The organism is Ralstonia sp. 110700041-2, assembly GCF_056280165.1.
The window spans coordinates 54,174-77,968 of record NZ_JBSFAI010000003.1 but is presented as its reverse complement, the minus strand read 5'-3'; the positions used below and the strand labels follow the sequence as shown (position 1 = coordinate 77,968).

General features: G+C 65.3%; 14 protein-coding genes. 9 read left to right on the top strand and 5 right to left on the bottom strand.

The window, feature by feature from the left end; translation table 11 throughout:
• Window positions 1-10 precede the first annotated feature (10 nt).
• A complete protein-coding gene (locus tag ACUXH0_RS05280) occupies window positions 11-3,562 on the bottom strand; it encodes an EAL domain-containing protein (protein WP_024542524.1) in 3,552 nt (1,183 codons plus the stop codon).
• Between the two features lie 687 nt (window positions 3,563-4,249).
• On the opposite strand from ACUXH0_RS05280, the gene ACUXH0_RS05275 reads away from it, so the two are divergent.
• From ACUXH0_RS05275 to ACUXH0_RS05260, 4 genes are all read left to right on the top strand, one after another.
• Window positions 4,250-4,558: a FeoA family protein gene (locus ACUXH0_RS05275; RefSeq protein ID WP_004627969.1), complete on the top strand. Its 309-nt coding sequence runs from the start codon at window positions 4,250-4,252 to the stop codon at window positions 4,556-4,558.
• A gap of 46 nt (window positions 4,559-4,604) precedes the next feature.
• Window positions 4,605-6,470, top strand: a complete 1,866-nt coding sequence (feoB, locus tag ACUXH0_RS05270) for a ferrous iron transport protein B (RefSeq protein WP_012430080.1) — start codon at window positions 4,605-4,607, stop codon at window positions 6,468-6,470.
• Complete coding sequence (locus tag ACUXH0_RS05265) at window positions 6,467-6,787, top strand: DUF6587 family protein (RefSeq protein ID WP_004627973.1); 321 nt, start codon at window positions 6,467-6,469, stop codon at window positions 6,785-6,787. The genes feoB and ACUXH0_RS05265 overlap by 4 nt, the downstream gene beginning before the upstream one ends.
• A gap of 106 nt (window positions 6,788-6,893) precedes the next feature.
• The gene (locus ACUXH0_RS05260) at window positions 6,894-7,199 is read left to right on the top strand and encodes a hypothetical protein (RefSeq protein WP_012430079.1); all 306 of its coding nucleotides are present in this window, start codon (window positions 6,894-6,896) and stop codon (window positions 7,197-7,199) included.
• A 9-nt stretch (window positions 7,200-7,208) separates the two neighbouring features.
• On the opposite strand, the gene ACUXH0_RS05255 is transcribed toward ACUXH0_RS05260, so the two are convergent.
• Both ACUXH0_RS05255 and fur read right to left on the bottom strand, forming a co-directional pair.
• A complete protein-coding gene (locus ACUXH0_RS05255) occupies window positions 7,209-7,460 on the bottom strand; it encodes a hypothetical protein (RefSeq protein ID WP_004627975.1) in 252 nt (83 codons plus the stop codon).
• 96 nt (window positions 7,461-7,556) lie between these two features.
• Window positions 7,557-8,012, bottom strand: coding sequence for a ferric iron uptake transcriptional regulator (gene fur / locus ACUXH0_RS05250; RefSeq protein ID WP_012430078.1), 456 nt, complete (start codon window positions 8,010-8,012; stop codon window positions 7,557-7,559).
• A gap of 634 nt (window positions 8,013-8,646) precedes the next feature.
• Between fur and ACUXH0_RS05245 the strand changes: the two genes are divergently transcribed.
• Window positions 8,647-9,534 carry a LysR family transcriptional regulator gene (locus ACUXH0_RS05245; RefSeq protein WP_012430077.1) on the top strand — a complete coding sequence of 296 codons (888 nt, stop codon included), beginning with the start codon at window positions 8,647-8,649 and terminating at the stop codon, window positions 9,532-9,534.
• Between the two features lie 77 nt (window positions 9,535-9,611).
• Here ACUXH0_RS05245 and ahpF read toward each other — a convergent pair whose 3' ends face one another.
• Together ahpF and ahpC are read right to left on the bottom strand one after the other, a co-directional pair.
• Complete coding sequence (gene ahpF, locus ACUXH0_RS05240; protein ID WP_012430076.1) at window positions 9,612-11,186, bottom strand: alkyl hydroperoxide reductase subunit F; 1,575 nt, start codon at window positions 11,184-11,186, stop codon at window positions 9,612-9,614.
• 125 nt (window positions 11,187-11,311) lie between these two features.
• Window positions 11,312-11,875, bottom strand: coding sequence for an alkyl hydroperoxide reductase subunit C (ahpC, locus tag ACUXH0_RS05235; RefSeq protein WP_004627987.1), 564 nt, complete (start codon window positions 11,873-11,875; stop codon window positions 11,312-11,314).
• 402 nt (window positions 11,876-12,277) lie between these two features.
• Here ahpC and glgA point away from each other — a divergent pair, with 402 nt between their 5' ends.
• Genes glgA through glgB form a run of 4 tightly spaced genes read left to right on the top strand, consistent with a single transcriptional unit; the run spans window position 12,278 to window position 23,325 of the window.
• Window positions 12,278-13,909, top strand: coding sequence for a glycogen synthase GlgA (gene glgA, locus ACUXH0_RS05230; RefSeq protein ID WP_012430075.1), 1,632 nt, complete (start codon window positions 12,278-12,280; stop codon window positions 13,907-13,909).
• A gap of 31 nt (window positions 13,910-13,940) precedes the next feature.
• Window positions 13,941-17,531: a maltotransferase domain-containing protein gene (locus ACUXH0_RS05225; RefSeq protein WP_182594912.1), complete on the top strand. Its 3,591-nt coding sequence runs from the start codon at window positions 13,941-13,943 to the stop codon at window positions 17,529-17,531.
• The gene (gene treS, locus ACUXH0_RS05220; protein ID WP_182594911.1) at window positions 17,528-21,022 is read left to right on the top strand and encodes a maltose alpha-D-glucosyltransferase; all 3,495 of its coding nucleotides are present in this window, start codon (window positions 17,528-17,530) and stop codon (window positions 21,020-21,022) included. The genes ACUXH0_RS05225 and treS overlap by 4 nt, the downstream gene beginning before the upstream one ends.
• Window positions 21,019-23,325 carry a 1,4-alpha-glucan branching protein GlgB gene (glgB, locus tag ACUXH0_RS05215; RefSeq protein WP_182594910.1) on the top strand — a complete coding sequence of 769 codons (2,307 nt, stop codon included), beginning with the start codon at window positions 21,019-21,021 and terminating at the stop codon, window positions 23,323-23,325. Before treS ends, glgB begins: the two co-directional genes overlap by 4 nt.
• Window positions 23,326-23,795: the final 470 nt, after the last annotated feature.

The following is a 23,795-nucleotide window of genomic DNA, read 5'->3' as shown; positions in this document are numbered from 1 at the left end:
GTGCGGCGCCTTACAGCGTGAAGCGCGTGTTGCGCTCCAGCAATGCCGTCACCGCCTCGGGCAACAGCGGCTCGCTGAAGTAATAGCCCTGCAGCACGTCGCATTGGTGCGAGGCCAGAAAGGCCGACTGCGCAGCGTCTTCCACACCTTCGGCGCACACCTTCACGCCAAGGTTGTGGGCCAGCACCACGACGGTGGTGCAGATCGCGGCATCGTTGGAATCTCGATCGATGTCCTTGACGAACGCGCGGTCGATCTTGATGAGGTCGATCGGCAAGCGCTTCAGATACGCCAGGCTCGAATACCCCGTGCCGAAGTCGTCGATGGCAATGCGCACGCCAAGCTGTCGAATGGCCGTGAGGTCTTCGATGGTGCGCTCGGTGCCTTCCATCAGCATCGACTCGGTCACTTCCAGTTCAAGGAAGCCGGAGCCCAGGCCATATTGGCGCTGCAGCTTGAGCAGCGTCGGCAGCACGGTGCCGCGCTTGAACTGCAGCGGCGACACGTTCACAGCCAGTGTCAGGTCATCGGCCAGGCCGCGTTTGTGCCACTCGGCGCGCTGCCGCGCGGCCTCGGTCAAGACCCAGTTGCCGATCTCGACAATCAGCCCGCTCTCTTCGGCCACCGGAATGAACGCGGCCGGCGGCAGCAACCCGCGTGTCGGATGAATCCAGCGGATCAGCGCTTCCAGCCCGCACACGCGGCCGGTCTTGGTGTCGATCTGCGGCTGGTACAGCAAGCGGAACTGCCCCTGCTCCAGCGCAGCACGAATCTGGTGCTCCAGGTTCAGCCGGTACGACACGCCGATGTCCATCTCCGGCGCGAAAAATTCCAGCCGATTGCGGCCGTTCTGCTTGGCGTAGTACATCGCCATCTCGGCGTGGCGGATGAGGCTATCGGCGTCTGCGCCGTGCGCCGGGTATTCGGCCACGCCAATACTCGCCGTCACGAACACCTCGTGCCCTTCCACGCGCACCGGTTCGGCAAACAGGTCAAAGCCGAAATCGACACCGCGCGAACCCGCGTGCGAGATCACCAGTGCAAACACGTCGCCGCCAAAACGCGCCACGGTGTCCACTGTATCGGCCGCATCGCGCAGGCGCTCGGCCACACGACGCAGCACCTCGTCGCCCAGCAGGTGGCCAAGGCTGTCGTTGACAACCTTGAAACGGTCAATGTTGACGAGCGCCACATAGAAGCGGCTACGCTGGCGTGCGGCCATCTCCACCGACTGCTGCACGCGGTCAGCCAGCAGCGTGCGGTTGGGCAGGCCCGTGAGCGAATCGATGGTGGCGTGCTGCGCCAGGCGCGTGCGCGTCATCTCCTGCTCGGTCACGTCGTCCTGAATGCCGACGTAATGCGTGACCGCACCCTTGGCATCACGCACGGGCGAGAGCAGGAAGTTATTCAGGAAGGCGTGGCCGTCCTTGCGGAAATTGCGCAGCAGCACGCGGATCTCACTCTCGTCGCGCAGCGCGGTTCGCACTTCGTTCAGCGCCGGCTGCCCAGGCTCGGACGAATGCAGGAAGCGCGCGTTGCGGCCCAGAATTTCCTCCGCGCGATAGCCCGTCATGCGCTCGAAGCCGGGGTTCACGTACACGATCGGAAAGTCGGGCTGCTGTGCGTCGGCCACAGTAATGCCGGACGGCACCGATTCGACCACGCGGCGCAGCAACCGCAGTTGCTCGTCCGATTCGCGCCGATCTGTGATGTCCTGCATGGTGCCGAACAAGGCGACGACCTCATCGCGATCGTTGCGCTCGATGTTGCCGCGCGAAAGCACCCAGCGGTGCTCGCCGTCGCGGCGGATCATCTCCAGCTCCAGCGAGTACGCCTCACCTTCGGTCACGGCACGGCTGGCGGCTTCGCGCAGACGGTTATAACTGTCAGCGGTAAAGAACTGCGCCTGCTGCGCAAAGGCCGGCGGCGCACCCGGCGGCATGCCAGTCAACACGTACATGCCCGACGACCACGTGGTCGAGTCGCGCAGCACGTCCCAGCGCCAACTGCCCAGGAGCGCAATCTGTTCCGCCACACGCAGGTTCGCTTCGCTGCTGCGCAGTTCCTGCTCGATTGCCGAGCGCTGCGAAATGTCGGTCACCCCGCCGACCATGCGCACGGCGCGGCCGTCCTGATCACGATAAAGGCTTGCGCGAATCTCCACCGTGCGCGTGGCACGGTTGGCATCGATCACCCGGCAGACGTGCTGCCAGCTGTCGCGGTCCGAATTCAATACAGTGCGCAGCTCGTGCGCGAAGGCGTCGACGTCGTCCGGGTGCACGAACTGTTGGAATGTCAGCGTGCGCGAGGTACCTCCACCTGTACCGTCGTCGTCGCCCTGGCCCAGCAACGCGTCGCTGCCAAGCAGCCGATGCAGGCTGGCGTTGGCCCAGGACTCGCCGGTGGCGATATCCCAATCGAAGATCCAGTCGTTGGTGGCGCGCGCCACGCGCTGGAAGCGTTCGGTCAGGCGGTGGACGGTGGCGTCGTGGCGCTGGATGGCGGCACGCATTTCGTTGAAGGTGCGCTCAAGCAGCGAGAGTTCATCGCGCGAGGAGCCGTGCTCGGGCACGCGGGCGGAAAAATCGCCCGTTGCGTAGTGGCGGGCCGCATCCACCAGCGCATCAATGCGCGGCATGACCATCCGCCGCAGCGCCATCTGTATGAGCGCCAGCAGCATCACCACCATCAGCAGGATGGCGCCGCCGCCGGCCAGCGTCACGTTGCGCTGCTGGCGAACGATGTCGGTAGCGTCCACGCCGCGCACGATGCGCAAATGCCCGCCGGCCGCGTGCGGCACCACCATGGCGGCGTAGGCGCGGCGAACGCCGTCGGTGTCGTCCACGAACACCGGTTCGCCTGGCTGCTGGGCCGCAGCGGCCACCAGCGGCCCGCGCACAATGGCCGGCACCTGGGCGGCCTCCAGAGCACCGTGGGTCGACAACACGTTGCCCGCCGCATCTACGAGGTAGACCGGCGCCTCCGACATGCCGTCGACGGCCGCCGCAATCAACGCGCTCTGCCGCACGGCCGCGTACGCCACGCCCCGGATGGTGCCGTCGTTGCCTGCCATCGGCCGCGCCGAAATCAACACTGCCTGGCCGGAGACGCGTCCGATCACAAATGTCGACAGGGACGGTCGGCCCGTCGCCATGATCTCGTTGATGTACGGTCGGTCCGACAGATCGATGGCAAGCTTCGCCGTATCGGGCGTACATACCAGCTTGCGATGCGCGTCGATGATGCCGAGGTTCGCGAGTTCGCTCTGGTTATGAAAGACGCGGTTGACGAAACTGCTGCACTCTTGCCGCTCCATGCGCAGCGCCGAATCGTCCGCGATGAGCACCGAGAGCAGCGTATTGGCGTTGGACAGCACCATGCCGACGCGCGCAGCGGCAGTCTCGGTTTCGTGGGTCAGGTGCTGGGCAAGGTGATCATTGAGCCGGTCACGATAAAGCGCCACACCAGCAATCGCGACAACAATGGCCGGCAAGGCGGCCACCGCGGCCAGGGCAAGCAAGCGGCCGCGCAGCGTGGTGGGAAAGAAAGCGTGCTTCGGCACTTGAATGACCGGTAGAGCCTTATGTGGAGAGCGGATGCACTCTGCGGTTGCACGATGCGCGGCTCAAGGACCATCCCCTCGACGCACGATGCAGTTGCGGCATCGTGCCGGATGACGGCTGACGCAGTGCGCAAGCATTTTGCTTGCAATTCCTATCGCACGCAACTTGTGGATAGCCTGTAGCCGACCCGGCCGCAAATCGGCGCGGCAGGCGGCACGAGGGGTGGTAGCAATGTGGGCGATGGGGTGTCCGAACCACCACTGCCAATGCCCTGATCGACGGCGATGCAAGCCCTGCTCACCGCGTCGACACCGTTCGGCGAAAGTCGCCTTGACGCGGCAGGCGCCCATAGAAAAAGCCACCGGGTAGCGGTACCCGGTGGCCTCAAGAATACGCTTTGAACGGGGAAGTTCAGCGCAGTTGAAGCATAGGCAATGGTCCCCATTCAGGCCAATACCCAGGATAGGGTAATTTAGGAAAAACCCTGCACGGGCAGCGGCTTTTTGGCCTCCGCGCCTTTCGCGTGTGCTTTCTGCACAACGCCGGGCTCCGTAACAACCCGTCCTCCGAAATATCCATCCTGGCGACCGGGTGCCGCAGCCCGTCTCACGGGATGTTGCGTTATAATGAAAACGATTCGCATTTAGCCACCTTGCTTTACCACGTTACGTAAACGACCACACACGATGCGGCTTTCCGAGCTTTCCCGCCGGGCGACGGCGGTGGTGGATCACGTTGAAGACCGTGAACCCGCCGATCCCATCAGCCAACGCCTGCGCGAACTCGGGTTCGTGACGGGCGAAGAGGTGCGCGTGGTAGCCGTCGGCCCGTTCGGCGGTGATCCGCTGGTCGTGCAAGTGGGCTTTACCCGCTTTGCACTGCGGCGCCAGGAGGCTGCCCGCGTGTGCGTGCGCGCCGAATCGGCCACGCAACCCGCCGCCGCCATCGCTTCGCCCGAAACGGCCCCGCCCGTCAAGGTGCGCGAGGCGGCATAGGCCGCCTTCTATTGCCGCCGCTTTCCGGCTCCGCTTACCCGGCTTCATGCAGATGCACGCTTCTTCCTCCTCCGCTTCCACACCCGCATTGCGCGTTGCCCTGGTCGGCAACCCCAACTGCGGCAAGACCGCGCTGTTCAACCTGCTGACGGGCAGCCGCCAGAAGGTCGCCAACTATGCGGGGGTGACGGTCGAGCGCAAGGAAGGGCGCTTTACTGCGCCGTCGGGCCGGCATGTGCAGATCCTTGATCTGCCCGGCGCCTACAGCCTGATCGCCACCAGCCCCGACGAAGCCATCACACGCGATATCTGCCTTGGCACGTTCCGTGGCGAGTCGCGCCCGGACATGCTGATCTGCGTGGTCGACGCCACCAACCTGCGCCTGCACCTGCGCTTCGTTCTGGAGCTGCAACGCCTGGGCTTGCCGATGGTGCTGGCGCTGAACATGGTGGATGCGGCCGAGCGGCGCGGCATCCGCATCGACCGCGCCAAGCTGGAAACCGCCCTGGGCGTGCCGGTGGTGCAGACAGTGGCCATCAAACGCAATGGCGCGGCTGACCTTGTCGCCCATATCGATCACGAACAACTGCCGGCCGTCCCGGTCGGGCTGCCGGCTGATGCGGATCCGCACGTTGAAGTGAAGCGCCTGCTGGATACCGCTGTGACCATGCCGCGCAGCACCGCCGAGCTGGACGACCGGCTCGACCGTATCGTCCTGCATCCGGTGCTGGGCCTGATGCTGCTGGCCGTGCTGATGTTCTTCATGTTCCAGGCGGTGTTCTCGTGGGCGCAGCCGCTCATGGACGGCATTCAGGGTGCCGTGGAAGCCGTGGGCGTGTGGGTCGGCAATGTCATGCCCGACGGCATGCTCAAAAGCCTGCTGGTGAACGGCATCATCGCGGGCACGGGCAGCGTGCTGGTGTTCCTGCCGCAAATCCTGATCCTGTTCCTCTTCATCCTGTCGCTGGAAGAATCGGGCTATCTGCCGCGCGCGGCCTTCCTGCTCGACCGGTTGATGGCGGGCGCGGGGTTGTCGGGGCGCTCGTTCATTCCGCTGCTGTCGAGTTTTGCGTGCGCGATCCCCGGCGTGATGGCCACGCGCACGATTCAGGACCCGCGCGACCGGCTGGTGACGATTCTCGTGGCACCGCTGATGACGTGCTCGGCGCGGCTGCCCGTGTATGCGCTGCTGATCGGCGCGTTCATCCCGGTGCGGAAGGTGTGGGGCCTGTTCAATCTGCAGGGGTTGGTGCTGTTCGGGCTGTACATGGCGGGCATCGTATCGGCGCTGGTCGTGGCCTACGTGCTCAAGTACCTGAAGCGCGATCGCAACGAGCACCCGCTCATTCTCGAACTGCCGTCGTACCGCCTGCCCAGCGTGCGCAACCTGATCGTCGGCCTCGTCGAGCGTGCACGCATTTTCCTGCGCCGCATCGGCACGGTCATCCTCAAGATGATGGTGCTGCTGTGGTTCCTCTCGACGTTCCCGGCGCCGCCGGCCAACGCCACGCTGCCGGCCATCGATTACAGCTTTGCCGGGATGATCGGCCGTGCGCTTGAAGTCGTGTTCGCGCCGATCGGCTTCACGTGGCAGATGTGTATTGCGCTGATCCCGGGCATGGCGGCACGTGAGGTGGCCGTGGGCGCGCTGGCGACGGTGTACTCGCTGTCGGCAACGCATGAAGATGCGGCTGCGCAGCTGGCGCCGATCATCTCGCAGCAATGGTCGCTGGCCACGGCATTGGCCTTCCTGGCTTGGTACGTCTACGCGCCGCAGTGCATCTCGACGCTGGCCACCATCCGCCGCGAGACCAACTCGTGGAAGGTCATGGCGGGCACCGCCGGCTACCTGTTCGCGCTGGCCTACCTGGCCGCTTTCGCTACCTACCAGATCGCACGGGTGCTGACATGAGCGTGTACCACGTTGTCGAAACCGGCGTTGTCGCCACCGTCGTGGCGCTGAGCGCGTTGTCGCTGACCGGCCGCTATGCGCCGGCGATGCGCGCCCGCACGGCGGCGCGCGTGGCAGGCTGGTGTAATCGGCCGTCACGGCCGGGTTGGATGCGCGCCTTCGGGCAGCGCTTGCTCACGCCGGGCGAGTCGCCCTCGTGTCACTCCGATCCCCTTTCGGGTAGCGCATGCGGCACCGGTTGCAGCGGCTGCGCTTCGGGCGACTCGGTATCCGCCGCGCCGGTTGTACAGCCGATCCACTTCGTACGGCGCAAATAACAGCCGACGCAACGCCACAACACTCACGGGCTCGCATCGCGCGGGCCCGTTTTGTTTTCGCGCAACGCAGGCGTAGACTGGTCCAAACCTGAACGGGGGACGCGTCATGACCGAAGAGTTGCTGGTCCAGTTGATTGCGGAAGTCGAGAAGGAAGACCCGGTGGATTTCGCCAACCTGCCCTTTGACGAGCAGATGTTGCGCGACCTGGTCTGCAAGCTGGTGTCACGCCAGCTGACGCAGATGGAAAAAGCCCACTTCAGCCAGGACGAGGTGATCGTCTCGCTCACGGCGAGCATCGCCAAGCTGGTCCTCGAAAATCTGGTGCTGAATGCGCGCCTGCTGGCACAGCAGGGGCACGGCGAAAGCGCACGCGCGCTGCTGGAGCGGATCTCTCGTCAGGCGAAGGGATAAGCGGCGCGGTTACTGCGCGGGCACCACGTTGTACTGCGTGCGGGCCCGCGTCAGCAGGCGCTTGGCGACGGAGAGGCCGCGAATGGCGGCGGCATCGTCGTCCACGGGGAAATCAAACTCGGCGCTCCAATTGCAGCCGGTGTGATCGGGGCGGTGAATGCACATCGCGCGCAATTCGCACTGTGCGCATTCCGGGTGTTGCTGGACGCAGCGGGCCAGCAAGGTCTTGAGTTCATCTTCGGACTTCAGACGGCGTTGCATCGGCATCTCCTGATTAACAGGGAGTTGGAACCCCGAGCGCGCACTGAGTTTCGCCATGAATGCGCCGATACTGTTTCAGCAAGTTACCGGATCACATCACGCGTTCAACCCGACCATGCTGGACACGCCCGCACCGGCCTGACACGCGGGGCACACGCCGTAGAGCGCCAGCGCGTGATCGCGCAGCACAAAGCCGCGCTCATTGGCCACACGTTCCTGCCGCGACTCGATGGCGTCGTCGTGAAACTCTTCCACGCGGCCGCACGACACGCAGATCAGGTGATCGTGGTGTGCCCCCTCGTTCAGCTCATACACGGCATGGCCAGCCTCGAACGCATGGCGCAGCAGCACGCCGGCGTCCACCAGCTGATTGAGCACGCGATAGACCGTTGAGATGCCAACGTCGATTTCCGATGTGAGCAACTGGCGGTACACATCTTCGGCGCTCAGGTGGCGGCCGTGCTCCGTACCGGCGGTAAGGATTTCCAGAATCTTGACGCGCGGCGACGTGGCTTTGAGCCCCGCCCGGCGCAGGTCGGTCGAGTTTGGCATGGCGTTCGTTGGGGCAAGATTTGGGTACAGCAGGCGGGGCACGACAGCGGGCGAGAACCCGAAACGGCGACGTTGCACGCATGCATGCATGCCGGGCCGCTGAGTTCTTGAAAAAAAAACGGCATGGCTGGCAGCCCGGAAAAGTCGCAGTCGGGAAAGCGGGGTCTGAGTGCTTTCCCGACTGTCGGGCGGCTTGCTACTGCCAAACGCTCTGTGTATCAGAGCGGTCCCCACAAAAGATCGGTTGCCGGGCGCTGGCTCGCAAAGAGCAGCGAGCGCACGCAGCGAAATTCGGTTCGACGCGGTGTGCTTGGAAGACGTGCCCTGGGGGTGAGTCCATGTGCTGCAGCGCTGTCGATGGACACACTATAAATGCGAATCATTCGCATTACAAGTATTTTCTTTGCGAACTGAGGAAGGCCTCACTCCAAGCGTGGTTGGATCGGGGGAAACGTTAGCCGGGCTCGAGCAGCAACCCGCCGGCGTTGACCTGATGGCGCGCAAGCGCCCCGCCTTACGCACGTGCCGTTCATAGGCCATCGAGTGCACCGCTGACGAAATTGCGGGGCGATGATGGTTGCGCCCCTAAACATGTTCAAATTAGATAGTGGACTGATGTTCAGTGGGTTTCTAAATGATCGATCTTGTCTTGCTGCGCAGCTTTGTCACGGTGGTCGATACGGGCAACTTCACGCGCGCGGCCGAGCATTTGCACCTGACGCAATCGACCGTCAGCCAGCAGATCCTGCGGCTTGAGCAGCAGTTGGACTGCCGCCTGCTCGACCGCAGCCAGCGCCAGGTACTGCCGACGGAAGAAGGCGACCGCCTGCTCGGCTACGCGCGCCGCCTGCTGCGCCTGGCCAACGAAGCCAGCGAGGCGCTCAGCCCCGAACACACCGGCGGCGTGCTGCGCCTGGGCGTGCCGGAAGACCTTGGCAGCGGCGCGCTGATGCCGCTCATCGCCAGCTTTGCGCGCGAGCGCCCGCGGCTGCGCCTCGAGGTGGAAAGCGGCCTATCCCACCACCTCCTGCGTCTGTATCGCAATGGCGACCTCGACATGCTGCTCGTCAAGCAATGGGGGACCGACAGTGACTGCCATGCGCGCTGGGCTGAGCCAGTTTGCTGGATCGACAGCGCCGAGCGGCCGCACACGCTGCCGCTCGGGCCATCGCAACCTTCATTGCCGCTGGTGGTGTTTCCGGTGGGCGCCCTGTATCGGCAGGAGATGCTGCATGCGCTGGAATCGATCGGCCAGCCGTGGCGCATCACATATTCAAGCCCGAGCCTGGCGAGCCTGTGTGCTGCCGTCAGCGCGGGGCTGGGCGTGAGCCTGCTGCCGGCCAGCACCGTGCAGGCCGGGCATCGCGTGCTCGGGGCTGCGGATGGTTTTCCGGAGATCGGCGGGCTGGAGCTGGCGCTGTTTGCGCGGCCCGACCTCGACAGCGCGGGGCGTGCGCTGCGGGATCGCCTTGTCGAGATGTGCGCCGCGCGTGCGCAGGCGCTGCAATCTGCCGCCGGCTGAACGCCGAGGCACCAAAGAAAAAGCCGGACCCGCAGATCGCGGAGTCCGGCTCGGCACAGGTACGGCTGAGTTCAGCTTCAGGCCGCTTCGGCCAGCGGCACGCGGATCAGATGATCGAACGCCGACAATGCGGCCTTCGCGCCATCGCCGGTGGCGATGATGATCTGCTTGTACGGCGTCGTGGTCGCATCGCCTGCAGCGAACACACCTTCCGCGCTGGTCTGGCCACGTGCGTCGACGACGATCTCGCCAAAGCGATTGCGCTCAAGCGCGCCGTCCAGCCATTCGGTGTTGGGCACCAGGCCGATCTGCACGAACACGCCTTCGAGCGCGACCGTGTGCTCGACGCCATCCACGCGGCTCTTGTAGCGCAGGCCATTGACCTTCTGGCCGTCACCGGTGATCTCGGTGGTCTGCGCGTTGGTGACGATGGTCGCGTTCGGCAGGCTTTGCAGCTTGCGCACCAGCACGGCATCGGCCTTCAGCTCGCTGGCGAATTCCAGCAGCGTGACGTGGCTCACCAGGCCGGCCAGGTCGATGGCGGCTTCCACGCCCGAGTTGCCGCCGCCGATGACGGCCACGCGCTTGCCCTTGAACAGCGGGCCGTCGCAGTGCGGGCAGTACGCCACGCCCTTGTTCTTGTATTCCTGCTCGCCCGGCACATTGACGTTGCGCCAGCGTGCACCGGTCGACAGGATGACCGAGCGGCCCTTGAGCACCGCGCCGTTGGCCAGCGTCACCTCGGCAAAGCCGCCCGGCTTGTCTGCCGGCGTGAGCTTGACTGCGCGCTGCGTGTTCATGATGTCAACGTCGTACTGGCGCACGTGCTGCTCCAGCGCGGCGGCAAACTTCGGCCCTTCGGTCTCCTGCACGGAGATGAAGTTCTCGATGCCCAGCGTGTCGAGCACCTGACCGCCAAAACGCTCGGCCACCACGCCGGTGCGCACGCCCTTGCGTGCCGCGTACACCGCAGCCGCGGCACCCGCCGGGCCACCGCCAACGATCAGCACATCAAACGCTTCCTTGGCGGCGAGCTTTTCAGCGTCACGCGCGGCGGCGCCGGTGTCGATCTTGGCGAGGATCTCTTCCACGCCCATGCGGCCCGTGCCGAACGTCTCGCCGTTCAGGAACACGGTCGGCACGGCCATGATCTGGCGTGCTTCGATTTCGCCCTGATACAGCGCGCCGTCAATGGCGACGTGCTGGATGCGCGGGTTGATCACGGACATCACGTTCAGCGCCTGGACCACGTCCGGGCAGTTCTGGCACGTGAGCGACATGTAGGTCTCGAAGCGGAAATCCCCTTCGATATTGCGAATCTGCTCGATGACGTCGGCTTCGAGCTTGGGCGCATAGCCGCCCACTTGCAGCAGCGCCAGCACGAGCGAGGTGAACTCGTGGCCGGTCGGGATGGCGGCAAAACGCACGCTCACATCCGCGCCGGTGCGGCGGATCAGGAACGACGGTGCGCGCTCGGCAGCGTCGCGTTGTTCGGTCAGCACGATCATGCTGGACTGCTCGGCCACGTCGCGCAGCAGGTCCATCATGTCGCGGGAGCCCTCGCTGTCATCGACGTTGGCGACCAGCTCAATGGGCTGCACGAGGCGTTCGAGGTAGGCCTTCAGTTGGGCCTTGACATCAGCATCCAGCATGACGACTTCCTTTATTCGTTTTGATTCAATGACAGGGCACGGCACATGCCTGCGCCCTTAAGCAAACGGCCGGCAGAGCCGGCCGTTTTTTCTCGCTGCATTTCTGCAGCAAACAGCCTTACAACTTAGATCTTGCCGACCAGGTCCAGCGACGGCTTGATCGTCTTGGCGCCTTCGTTCCACTTGGCCGGGCACACGTTGCCCGGGTTGTTGGCGACGAACTGGGCAGCCTTGAGCTTGCGCAGGGTTTCCTTCACATCACGGGCGATGGCGTTGTCGTGCACTTCCATCGTCTTGATCACGCCTTGCGGGTCGATCACGAACGTGCCACGCAGTGCCAGGCCTTCTTCCGGAATGTGCACGCCGAAGGCGTTGGTCAGCGCGTGCGTCGGGTCACCCACCAGCGGGAACTGTGCCTTGCCCACGGCCGGCGACGTTTCGTGCCACACCTTGTGCGAGAAGTGCGTGTCGGTCGTGACGATGTAGACCTCGGCGCCAGCCTTCTGGAATTCAGCGTAGTTGTCCGCTGCGTCTTCCACTTCGGTCGGGCAGTTGAAGGTGAATGCGGCCGGCATGAAGATCAGCACGGACCACTTGCCCTTGAGCGACTCATCCGTGACTTCGATGAACTTGCCGTTGTGGAACGCTTGGGCCTTGAACGGTTGGACTTGAGTATTGATCAGCGACATAGTGGTTTTCGGTTGGGTTGCTTGGTTGACAACGGAGTGGATCGTATCGTCGATCGATGCATTGCACAAGTTGATTGATATGATTTTATCGATTGTTTTTTTCTATTGAAGAGGCAACCGAGCGCCCACCGCTCGAAGCGCCGTATATCCCAAAGGTGCGCCTGCGCGCATAGACGAAATTACATAGCGCACCCGCAGGTTGCACACCCCGCACGTGCTCTCGCGGCGCGCATATCACGTAAAGCCAAGGCGGCGCGGGCTAAGACTACAGCCTTGTCAGCGTCTGTCTGACTGGCATAGGTCTTGCGCGATGAGGTCGATCGCAAACCTCCGCCGCGCATCGGCGCCCTCCACTGTCCCTGCAGTTGGCAGACGGCCCGGCAGGCGAATTCCCTCGGGAGCATGACCTTGTCGCTGAACGTTCTCTTCGTCGCTTCTGAAGCTGTGCCGCTGGCCAAGACCGGCGGGCTTGGAGATATGGTCGGGGCCTGCGCGAACGCACTGCGCCGCGCCGGCATGAAAGTGACGGTGATGCTGCCGGGCTATCCCGACGCCATCACGCAGTTGCAGCACACCCGCACGGTGTGCGAGTGGACCGACCTGCCCGGTGGCCCCGCACGCCTGTTGAGCGGGCACATGGGCGCGCAAGGCATCCCGGTACTGCTGTTCGACGCGCCGGCACTGTTCGCGCGGCCGGGCAACCCATATCTGGATGCACATGGCGAGCCCTATGAAGACAATGCGCTGCGCTTTGCGTCGTTCAGCCAGGCCGCTGCGCGCGTTGCCGGCGGCGTACCCGGGGTGCATCGCTCTGACACCGTGCAGGCGCATGACTGGCACGCGGGGCTGGTGCCGCTGTTCGTCAAGCGCGCGCAGGCGCCGGTGAAGACCGTCTTCACGATCCATAACCTCGCGTTCCAGGGCAATTTCCCGATGCACGTGGTGCCGGACATTGGCGTGCCGCCCGATGCCGCGCATGAAGCCGAGTTCTGGGGCCAGTTCAGCTTCCTGAAGGCCGGCCTGCTTTGGGCCGATCGCATCACCACCGTGAGCCACGCGTATGCGCGCGAAATCCTGACCGACACGGCGGGTTGCGGCATGCAGGACCTCCTGCGCGCGCGCCAGCGAGACCTCATCGCCATCCTCAACGGCATCGACAACGATGTGTGGAACCCGTCGAAAGACCCGCTGCTGCCGCAGCCGTTTGTTGCTTCCAACCTGAGCGGCAAGCACACCGCCAAGCGCGTGCTGCAGCAGCGCTTTGGCCTGCCGGAAGACGCCAAAGCGCCGCTGCTGGCCGTCGGCAGCCGCCTGACGCATCAGAAGATGGCCGACGTGACGTTGCAGGCGCTGCCGCAATTGCTGGAATCCAACCCGCAATTGCAGGTGGCGGTGCTCGGCTGCGGAGAGCACGCCTACGAGACCGGCATGGCGGACCTGGCGGCGCGCTATCCGCGCCAGGTGGCCGCAAAAATCGGCTACACCGAGGCTTTTGCCCACCTGCTGCACGCCGGCGCCGATATCCTGCTGCATGGCAGCCGCTTCGAGCCGTGCGGCCTGACGCCGCTCTATTCGATGCGCTATGGCACGGTGCCCGTCGCGTCACGCGTGGGCGGGCTGATGGACACCATCACCGATCGTGGCTCGCCCGAAGCGGCGCTGCACGGCGCCACGGGTTTCCTGTTTGACGGCGACACCGCCGACGCCATGGTCGCCGCAGTGGAGCGTGCGTTGCACGTCTTTGCCCAGCCGCAGGCGTGGCGCATCCTGCAATACAACGGCATGACGACCGACTTCGGCTGGTCGCAGCCTGCCCGCGAATACATCGCGCTGTATCGCACCCTGGTGCCGGCCGCTACGCCCATGCCCGCTGTGGCGCTGGTGCAAGCGCCCGTCGCACCGGACGCTGTGCACACGCCCCGCCCCGAACAACCTGTGCGTACGCCGGCGCGGCGACGCTCGACGGCGCTGTCCGACGAGATCCGAGCGCACGCGGTGGCGCGCGCCGCCAGTGCCGAAAAGATCCGTGCCTGACCGCGCCTGACGCCCTGCCCCGCTTTCACGCATGCCCGAGACCAAGTCGGCCAAACCCGTTACGCCTCGCAAAACCACAGCCGCACTGAAGGCGGCCAAGCCGCCCGGCAGCAAAGCCAAATCGGTCACGAAGCCGGCCGCGCCGCCCGCCGAGGGGCCGCCGGCTGCCGTGGAAGCTCCGTATGCGCCCGCCATCTGCTACGTCCATCCACTGCAACTGGGCAGGCTCGACCGGTGGGACGGCGTGCTTGATCGCATCGCCGCACTGGGTTTTGACCATGTGTTGATGGCGCCGCCGTTTGCCGTGGGTGCGGCCGGCAACGTCTTCGTCACGCGAGACCATGCGCAACTGCATGCCGCATTGGGCGGTGGGCCGGCCGACGCCGCCCTCGCCACCCTGGCCGAAGGCTGCCGCGCGCGCGGGCTTACGTTGCAGCTCGATCTGGTGATCGACCGCGTGGCCATTGACGCGCCCCTGCGTGCCGACCACCCCGACTGGTTCGCCAGCCAGGCCGAAGACGGCGACGCGCTCGACCCACGCCTGCCGCCGTCGCACCTCGAGGTCGCCTGCTTCCGACACGACGACCCGCGCAGCGCCGACGCCATCCTGATGTGGTGGACGCAGCAGTTGCGTGCGTGGGCCGCATTGGGCATCGGCGGGTTCCGCTGCGAAGCGCCTGCACGCCTGCCAGCGGCACGCTGGCGCACATTGATTGCCGACGTGCGCAAAGACGTTGGCGTCATACGCTTCCTGGCGTGGACGCCCGGCATGGATGGCGCAGCGGTCGATGCGCTGGCAGGTGCCGGCTTTGACGCAACGTTCTCGTCGCTGCGCTGGTGGGATTTCCGCGCCGGTTGGATGGTGGAAGAGCACGCCCGCCTGGCTGCCGTGGCCCCGCCCATCGCCGCAGTGGAAGCACCGTTCGGCACGCGCTACGGCCAGGCATTTGGCGACGCGATGATCCGCGAACGCGCCTACCGCCGTCTCCTGCACGTGGCCGACACGCTCGATGCCGGCTGGCTGATGCCGCTGGGCTTCGAACGCGGCGCACTGCTGCCGATGCTGGCCGAGCGCGGTGACCCATCCGACCAGCAATGGATTGACGCGCACGCCGCGTTTGACCTGAGCGACGCGGTGCGCGATGTGAATGCGACCATCCGCGCCGCACGCGAGACGAACACCGTCGCACCACATGCCGAACTGCGCATGCTGACCGGCCCAGACGCACCCGCCACCGCCCTCTTGCGCGCCGATGGCCCGGACCTGCGCGCAGGCGATGCCGCCACGCTGACGGTCATCAACCCCGACCTGTACATGGGTGTGTCGGTGCATGCCGACCACTTTCTGCCCGGCGTGGCCGGCGGCTTTACGCGCGGCGTAGCGCTCGATCTGTTGACGGAGCCCGTCGGCAGTTGCGACGACACGCTGCGCGCCCGGGCACGGCCCTTGGCCGAGATCGATTTGCTGCCCGGCGACGTGCAGGTCTGGCGCGTGTTCCGCAATGCTCCGGTGCGCACTCCCGCAGCGGTCAAACCGGCCAAGAGCCTGCGCACCAAGGCCGGCGAAGCGAAGGAACCTGTCAACGCTGCCATTGCCTCGCCGCGCATCGGCATCGAACAGGTGCAGCCCTCCGTTGAAGACGGACGCTTTGCCGTGAAGCGCCTGGTGGGCGATGACATCATCGTCGAGGCCGATGTGCTGATGGACGGGCACGACAAGTTGGCCGTGCACCTGCTGTGGCGCGCGCAAGATGAAGACACGTGGCAGCACGTACCGATGATGCCGCTGGGCAACGACCGCTGGCGTGGCGCGTTCCGGCCCGAGCGGCTGGGGCGGCACGTGTACGCCGTGGCCGCTTGGCGCGACGCGTTCGGCACCTACCGGTCCGAACTGGAGAAGAAGCACACCGCCGGCGTGGAGGTGACGCTGGAGCTGGAAGAAGGCGCGCGGCTCGTCGCACTGGCGGCCGAGCATGCGCCCAACGACGCACCGGTCGACGCGCTGCACAAGCTGGCCCGCCTGTTGGCGGAGGCAGACCAGGCGCACCGGCTCAAGCTATTGCTCGACCCGGTGACCGAGCACGTGATGGCGCAGGCCTCGCACTACCGGCCGTTCTATGTCGAAAGCGTGGCGTACCCGCTCGACGTGGAACGCGCTGGCGCGGCATTCGCCAGCTGGTACGAACTGTTCCCCCGCTCGGCATCGGACGATGAACAGCGGCATGGCACGTTCGACGATGTGATCCGCCGCTTGGGCGCCATTCGCGGCATGGGCTTCGACGTGCTGTATTTCCCGCCCATCCACCCCATCGGCCGCACGAATCGCAAAGGCCGCAACAACAGCCTGCGCGCGGAGCCCGACGACCCCGGCAGCCCATACGCCATTGGTGCCACCGAAGGCGGGCACGACGCCATCCACCCGCAGCTCGGTACGCTGGAAGACTTCCGCCGCCTGATGCGCGCCGCGCGTGAGAAGGGCCTGGAGCTGGCACTGGACTTTGCCATTCAATGCTCGCCCGACCACCCCTGGCTGCGCGAGCACCCCGGGTGGTTTGCATGGCGCCCAGACGGCAGCATCAAATACGCAGAGAACCCGCCCAAGAAGTACGAAGACATCGTCAACGTCGACTTCTATGCCGACGACGCCAAGCCCGGCCTGTGGACCGCACTGCGCGATGTGGTGATGTTCTGGGCCGACGAGGGCGTGCGCCTGTTCCGCGTCGACAATCCACACACCAAGCCGCTGCCGTTCTGGGAATGGATGATCGGCGAGGTGCGTGCGCGCTATCCGGATACGGTGTTCCTGTCGGAAGCCTTTACGCGCCCCAAGGTGATGTACCGGCTGGCGAAGGTGGGCTTCTCGCAGTCGTACACGTACTTCACGTGGCGGCACACCAAGCAGGAATTCATCGATTACCTGACCGAGTTGACGCGCACGCCGGTGCGTGAGTATTTCCGCCCGCACTTCTTCGTCAACACGCCCGACATCAACCCGGTGTTCCTGCAGACATCGGGGCGGCCGGGTTTCCTGATTCGTGCAGCGCTGGCGGCCACGCTGTCCGGCCTGTGGGGCGTCTATAACGGCTTCGAGCTGTGCGAAGGCGCTGCGGTGCCCGGCAAGGAGGAGTACCTCGACTCCGAGAAGTATCAACTGCGCGCGTGGGACCACAACCGCCCCGGCAACATCGTCAAAGAGATTGCGCTGCTCAACCGCATCCGCCGGGCCAATCCGGCGCTGCACTCGCACCTGGGCGTGACGTTCCAGCCCGCCTCGGGCGACCGGATCCTGTTCTTCAGCAAATCGACGCCGCCCGTGCTGCCGGCGCAGCTGGAAACCTCGCAGGCCGAACCGGCCAACGCCCTGTCGCCGGATCGCTTTGGAGACAACACGGTGTTCGTGGCCATCAACCTCGACCCGCACCACGCGCACGAATCCGACATCGAACTGCCACTGTGGCAATGGGGCCTGCCCGACCACGGCGCGCTGATGGCCGAGAACCTGGTCAACGGCCAGCGCACCGTGTGGCGCGGCAAGTGGCAGCACATCCGTCTTGAACCCGAGCATCCGTTTGCCATCTGGCGCGTGCGCCCGGCCCTGCCATCGGAGGAACAACCGTCATGACGCGCAATCCGACCGCGCTGCTGGTGGACGACGCGCTCTGGTACAAGGACGCCGTCATCTATCAGCTGCATGTCAAATCGTTCTGCGATTCCGACAACGACGGCGTCGGGGACTTCCCCGGGTTGATCTCCAAGCTCGACTACATTGCCGAGCTGGGGGTGGACGTCATCTGGCTGCTCCCGTTCTATCCGTCACCGCGCCGCGACGACGGCTACGACATCGCTGAATACCGCGGCGTCCACCCCGATTACGGCAACATGGCCGACGTGCGCCGCTTCATTGCCGAAGCGCATGCGCGGGGCCTGCGCGTGATCACGGAACTGGTCATCAACCACACGTCCGATCAGCACCCGTGGTTCCAGCGTGCGCGGCGCGCCAAGCCGGGCTCTGCGCTGCGCGACTTCTACGTGTGGTCCGACAACGACAAGAGGTACGCCGGCACGCGCATCATCTTCATCGATACCGAGCCTTCAAACTGGACGTGGGACCCGGTGGCCAACGCCTATTACTGGCACCGCTTCTACTCGCACCAGCCCGATCTCAACTTCGACAACCCGCGCGTGCTCAAGGCAGTGATCGGCGTGATGAAGTTCTGGCTCAATCTGGGCGTGGATGGTCTGCGGCTCGATGCCGTGCCGTATCTCGTGGAACGCGAAGGCACGTCGAACGAGAACCTGCCCGAGACACACGAAGTGCTGCGCAAGATTCGCGCGGCCATGGATGGGGAATTCAAGAACCGCCTGCTGCTGGCCGAGGCCAACCAGTGGCCGGAAGACACGCAGGAGTACTTCGGTGCCGGCGACGAATGCCACATGGCGTTCCACTTCCCGCTGATGCCGCGCATGTATATGGCGATCGCGCGTGAAGACCGTTTTCCGATCACCGACATCATGCGCCAGACGCCGGAGGTGCCCGCCGGCTGCCAATGGGCCATCTTCCTGCGCAATCACGACGAGTTGACGCTCGAAATGGTGACCGACGCCGAGCGCGACTACCTCTGGGAGGTCTACGCAAGCGATCGCCGCGCGCGCCTGAACCTGGGCATCCGCCGCCGGCTGGCACCGCTGCTGGAACGCGACCGCCGCCGCGTCGAGCTGATGAACAGCCTGCTCTTCTCCATGCCCGGCACGCCCGTCATGTATTACGGCGACGAAATCGGCATGGGCGACAACATCCACCTGGGTGACCGCGACGGCGTGCGCACGCCAATGCAGTGGTCACCCGACCGCAACGGCGGCTTCTCGCGCGCCGACCCCGAACAGCTCGTGCTGCCAGCCATCATGGGCTCGCTGTACGGCTATGAATCGGTGAACGTGGAAGCGCAGAGCCGCGACGCGCATTCGCTGTTGAACTGGACGCGCCGGCTGCTGGCCACGCGCAAGCGGCATCGCGTGTTCGGCCGGGGTTCCATCCAGTTTCTGCAGCCGTCCAACCGCAAGGTGCTGGCGTATATCCGCGCGCTCGAAGGCGAAGCGCCGATCCTGTGCGTGGCGAACCTCTCCCGCGCCTCGCAGGCTGTGGAGCTGGATTTGTCCACCTTTGCGCAGCGGGTGCCGGTGGAGCTGATTGGCGGGACGGCGTTTCCGCCCATCGGCCAGTTGTCGTATCTGCTCACGCTGCCGCCCTACGCCTTCTATTGGCTGGAGCTGCGCGAGAACGAGCCTGGCCCGACCTGGTCGCAACCGGCTGCCGAGCAATTGCCCGAGTTCACGACGCTGGTGCTGCGCGCGGGGCTGGATGCCCTGGCCGATACGCGACAGCGCGAGGCACACCGCCAGCTGATCGAACGCGAAATCCTGCCAACCTATCTGCCCAAGCGCCGCTGGTTTGCCGCCAAGGACAGTGTGCTGCGTAGCGCAAAGTTTGCCTGGGGCGCCCCCGTGCCGGTGGATGCCGCATCCACCAACCGCCCGCTGGCCGGGGCGACGCGGCCCGAGGTGTTCCTCAACGAAGTGGCCGTCACGCTGGGCAGCCCCGACGGCACCGAGCGCGTCGAGCGCTACCTGCTGCCGCTTTCCATCGCATGGGAATCGGCCACGCTGCCGGCTCTGCCCATTCAGCTCGCCCTGGCGCGCGTGCGGCGCGGCCGCCATGTCGGCTACCTGACTGACGCCTTCACCACCGAGACCTTCGCCCGGGCGCTGCTCACCAACCTCGTGCGCGGCACCACGCTGGAAGCCAATGACGGCACCGTGCATTTCGAGCCTGAACCGAACATCGCAGAGCTGGCCGAACCTGCCGGGGCGCCTGAAGCCGGCAGCACACGGCCTGCGCCGCTGCCGCTGGCACCCGACACGCCCATCCAGTGGCTGGCGGCCGAGCAATCGAACAGCTCGCTGGTGATTGGCGAGTCCGTTATCGTCAAGCTGATCCGCCGTATCGCAACGGGCATCCACCCCGAGGTGGAGATGACGCGACACCTCACGCGCGTGGGCTATGCCAACACGGCGGCGCTCATCGGCGAAGTCTCTCACCACGCTGCCGACGGCGAACGCTCGACGCTGGCCGTCATGCAGAGCTTCGTTCCCAACCAGGGCGATGCCTGGACGTGGGCACTGGACTACCTGCGACGCACCATCGACGAACTGGCCGTGCAGATGGAGGGCGTGACCACGGGCGATGGTGAATCGTCTCCGGTGGCGGTCTCGGAAGCGCGCGTGGATACCGACGAGGCACTGGCCGGCTACGTCAACTTCATCGGCGTGATCGGCACGCGGCTGGGCGAATTGCATGCGGCTTTGGCGGCGCCCACCGAAGACCCGAACTTCGGCGCGCGCATTGCAGATGCCGACGATGCCGCCTACTGGATCGCCCGCGTGAGCGAGCAGCTGACCCGCGCGCATGACAACCTGACGGCATGGCAACGGCAAAATCCCGACAGCGCACGGCAACCCGACGTGCAATGGCTGCTGTCGCAACACCAGGCGCTGCTCGACGCCGCCCGCGCGCATGCCGAAAACGGCCTGGGCGCAACGCTCTCGCGCATCCATGGCGATTTTCACCTCGGCCAGGTGCTGGTGGCGCAGGGCGATGCCTTCCTGATCGACTTTGAAGGCGAGCCCTCCCGCCCCGTGGAAGAACGCCGGCGCAAGACCAGCCCGCTGCGCGACGTGGCGGGGCTGATGCGCTCGCTCGACTACGTGGTGGGCGCCATGCGTCAGGGCCCTGAACACGTGGCCGGCCCAGCGCAGGAGCGCCGCAACGTCCTGCTGGAACGGTTCCGCGCTGCGTCCACCGAACGCTTCCTGGAGGCGTATGCCGCTGCCATTCGCGGGCCCGATCTGAACGCGCTGGATCAGCCCGTGGTCGACTTTCACCTGCTCGATCTTTTCCTGCTGGAAAAGGCCGCATACGAAGTCAACTACGAAGCGTCCAACCGCCCGACCTGGCTGCCGATTCCGCTGGAAGGCTTCACACGCGTGGCACGCCGCCTGCTGCATGCAGAGCCACCATCACCCGCTGCAGAAGACCCGACGGGAGGCCCACCGTGACCGCACTCGACTTTGCCTCTCCAACCAAAACCGCCGCCGCCCCTGAGGCGCCGATCGTGCTACCGCCCGGTGTCGACCAGATGCGCGTCGACGCGCTCACGCATGGCCGCCTGGGCGATCCGTTTGCCGTGCTTGGGCCGCATCGCGTGGACACCGACGACGGCGCGCGCTGGGTGGTGCGTGCCTTCTATCCCGGAGCGCGCCGCGTGCAGGCCATCGACGCACGCGGCCAGATCATCACCGAGATGACGCCGGTGGGCCGCACGGGACTGTTCCATGGCCCGCTGCGCGCCGATGCGCAAGACGTGTACGGCCACCCGGACCTTTATCGCCTGCGCATCATCTGGCCTGCGGGCACCAGCCATGAAGCCGTGCAGGAAACCGAAGACCCATACGCCTTCGGCCTGCTGCTTGGGGATCTGGACCTGCATTTGCTAAACGAAGGCACGCATTGGGCGCTGGCAAGCTGCCTGGGCGCGCAGGCGATGCGCATCGACGGCATCAGCGGCGTGCGCTTTGCGGTGTGGGCGCCGAACGCGCAGCGCGTGTCGGTGGTGGGCGAGTTCAACCAGTGGGACGGCCGTCGCCACCCCATGCGCCTGCGCCATCAGGCTGGCGTATGGGAACTGTTCCTGCCCAGCGGCCTGGGCGTCGGCCCCGGCGCACGCTACAAGTTCGAACTGATCGGCGCCGACGGCCGGCTGATGGTCAAGGCCGACCCCGCTGCCCGCCAGACTGAACCGCCGCCCGCCACCGCATCGGTGGTGGCCGACCCGGCGCCGCTGCGCTGGAACGACGACGCGTGGATGCAAACGCGCGCCGAACGCCAGAAGCCCGACGCGCCCATCAGCATCTATGAAGTGCATGCCGGCTCCTGGCTGCGCGATCTGGAAGACGGCGGCCGCAACCTGCAATGGGATGAGCTGGCCGACCGGCTGATCCCCTACGTCACGGCGCTCGGCTTCACGCACATTGAACTGCTGCCAGTGGCGGAACACCCGTTTGGCGGCAGTTGGGGCTATCAGCCGCTGGGGCTGTTCGCACCGTCTGCGCGCTTTGGGGCGCCCGAGGCGTTTGCGCGCTTTGTCGACCGCTGCCATCAGGCTGGCCTGGGCGTCATCGTCGACTGGGTGCCCGCGCACTTTCCGACCGACGCGCACGGGCTGGCGCAGTTTGACGGCACCGCGCTGTATGAACACCAGGACCCGCGCGAAGGCTTCCATCAGGACTGGAACACGCTCATCTACAACTTCGGTCGCAACGAAGTGCGCGGATTCCTCATCGCGAGCGGGCTGGAATGGCTGGAGCGGTTCCACATTGACGGCCTGCGCGTGGATGCCGTGGCGTCGATGCTGTATCGCGACTACTCGCGCCGCGCCGGCGAATGGGTCCCCAACCGCTACGGCGGCCGCGAAAACCTCGAGGCCGTGGCGTTCATCCAGCAGATGAACACGGTCGTGCACGAACGCTGCCCCGGCGCCATCACCATCGCCGAAGAGTCGACCGCCTGGCCGGGCGTGACCGCGCCCGTGGAATTCAACGGCCTGGGCTTCGACTACAAGTGGAACATGGGTTGGATGCACGACACGCTGCACTACATGCAGCGCGACCCCGTGTACCGGCAGCACCATCACGACGGCATGACGTTCGGGCTGGTGTACGCGTTCTCCGAACACTTCATCCTGCCGATCTCGCACGACGAGGTGGTTCACGGCAAAGGTTCGCTGCTGGGCAAGATGCCCGGCGATGAGTGGCAACGGCTGGCGAACCTGCGTGCCTACCTCGCGTTCATGTGGACGCATCCGGGCAAGAAGCTGCTGTTCATGGGCTGCGAGTTTGGGCAAGTGGGCGAATGGAATCACGACGCATCACCCGAGTGGCATCTGCTGGATGACCCGCGGCACCGTGGCGTGCAGCGGCTGGTGCATGACCTCAATGCGCTGTACCGGAACGAACCGTCATTGCATGCGCGAGACACCGCGCCCGAAGGGTTCAACTGGGTGATTGGCGACGACCGCACCAACAGCGTGTTTGCGTTCCTGCGGCTCGACGGCGAAGGGCGGCCGATGCTCGTGGTGGCGAATATGACGCCGGTGCCGCGGGAGGGGTATCGCATTGGCGTGCCGCCGGCGGACGGGGCCACGCAGTGGCGGGAGGTGCTGAACACGGATGCTGCCGTGTATGGCGGCAGCGATTTCGGGAACGGTGGGGCGGTGGATGTGGACCACGTGGCGGCGCATGGGCAGGGGCAGTCGTTGGTGTTAAGGCTGCCGCCGTTGGGGGTTGTGGTTTTGAAGGTTTGAGTTTTGTTTTGGCGTTGGTGGCTTGCCTTCCTTTCATCCCCTGCCGGGGCTGACTTACTTTCTTTGTCTTGCCAAAGAAAGTAAGCAAAGAAAGGCGCGCCCGAGATGGCGAAAGACTCCTTGAACTTATGTCGCGGAGAGGGGAAAAACTCGCTTCGCTCAGACAGTTTCCCTTCCTCTTTCCTCTCTGCAACAGAAATTCCAGGCGCCATCTAGGGCTCCAAGGGCCAAACCATCGACCACAAGTGCAGTAGGCACCAGCAGCACAACGCGAAGCAAAGCGAGCAACACAGCAACAAGCAAGTGCCACTCGGGCACGCATACCAACGGTTCGGCCGTTGACGTTCCTGCCCTTGATGGCGCCTTGAATTTTTGTAAGCGGGCGGAAACAAGACGGAGAACTGTCTGAGCGAAGCGAGTTTTCCCCGTCTCCGCCCGATTACGAAAATTCAAGGGATGGGTCGCCATCT

What these genes read in the sequence shown, in the direction of transcription:
- treS (WP_182594911.1), top strand. Translation starts at nt 17,528, where the DNA reads ATGACGCGCAATCCGACCGCGCTGCTGGTGGACGACGCGCTCTGGTAC.
- ACUXH0_RS05255 (WP_004627975.1), bottom strand. Translation starts at nt 7,460, where the DNA reads ATGCAACGCCGTCTGAAGTCCGAAGATGAACTCAAGACCTTGCTGGCC.
- fur (WP_012430078.1), bottom strand. Translation starts at nt 8,012, where the DNA reads ATGCCAAACTCGACCGACCTGCGCCGGGCGGGGCTCAAAGCCACGTCG.
- ACUXH0_RS05265 (WP_004627973.1), top strand. Translation starts at nt 6,467, where the DNA reads ATGAGCGTGTACCACGTTGTCGAAACCGGCGTTGTCGCCACCGTCGTG.
- ACUXH0_RS05245 (WP_012430077.1), top strand. Translation starts at nt 8,647, where the DNA reads ATGATCGATCTTGTCTTGCTGCGCAGCTTTGTCACGGTGGTCGATACG.
- glgA (WP_012430075.1), top strand. Translation starts at nt 12,278, where the DNA reads ATGACCTTGTCGCTGAACGTTCTCTTCGTCGCTTCTGAAGCTGTGCCG.
- ACUXH0_RS05275 (WP_004627969.1), top strand. Translation starts at nt 4,250, where the DNA reads ATGCGGCTTTCCGAGCTTTCCCGCCGGGCGACGGCGGTGGTGGATCAC.
- ahpC (WP_004627987.1), bottom strand. Translation starts at nt 11,875, where the DNA reads ATGTCGCTGATCAATACTCAAGTCCAACCGTTCAAGGCCCAAGCGTTC.
- ACUXH0_RS05260 (WP_012430079.1), top strand. Translation starts at nt 6,894, where the DNA reads ATGACCGAAGAGTTGCTGGTCCAGTTGATTGCGGAAGTCGAGAAGGAA.
- ACUXH0_RS05225 (WP_182594912.1), top strand. Translation starts at nt 13,941, where the DNA reads ATGCCCGAGACCAAGTCGGCCAAACCCGTTACGCCTCGCAAAACCACA.
- ahpF (WP_012430076.1), bottom strand. Translation starts at nt 11,186, where the DNA reads ATGCTGGATGCTGATGTCAAGGCCCAACTGAAGGCCTACCTCGAACGC.
- feoB (WP_012430080.1), top strand. Translation starts at nt 4,605, where the DNA reads ATGCAGATGCACGCTTCTTCCTCCTCCGCTTCCACACCCGCATTGCGC.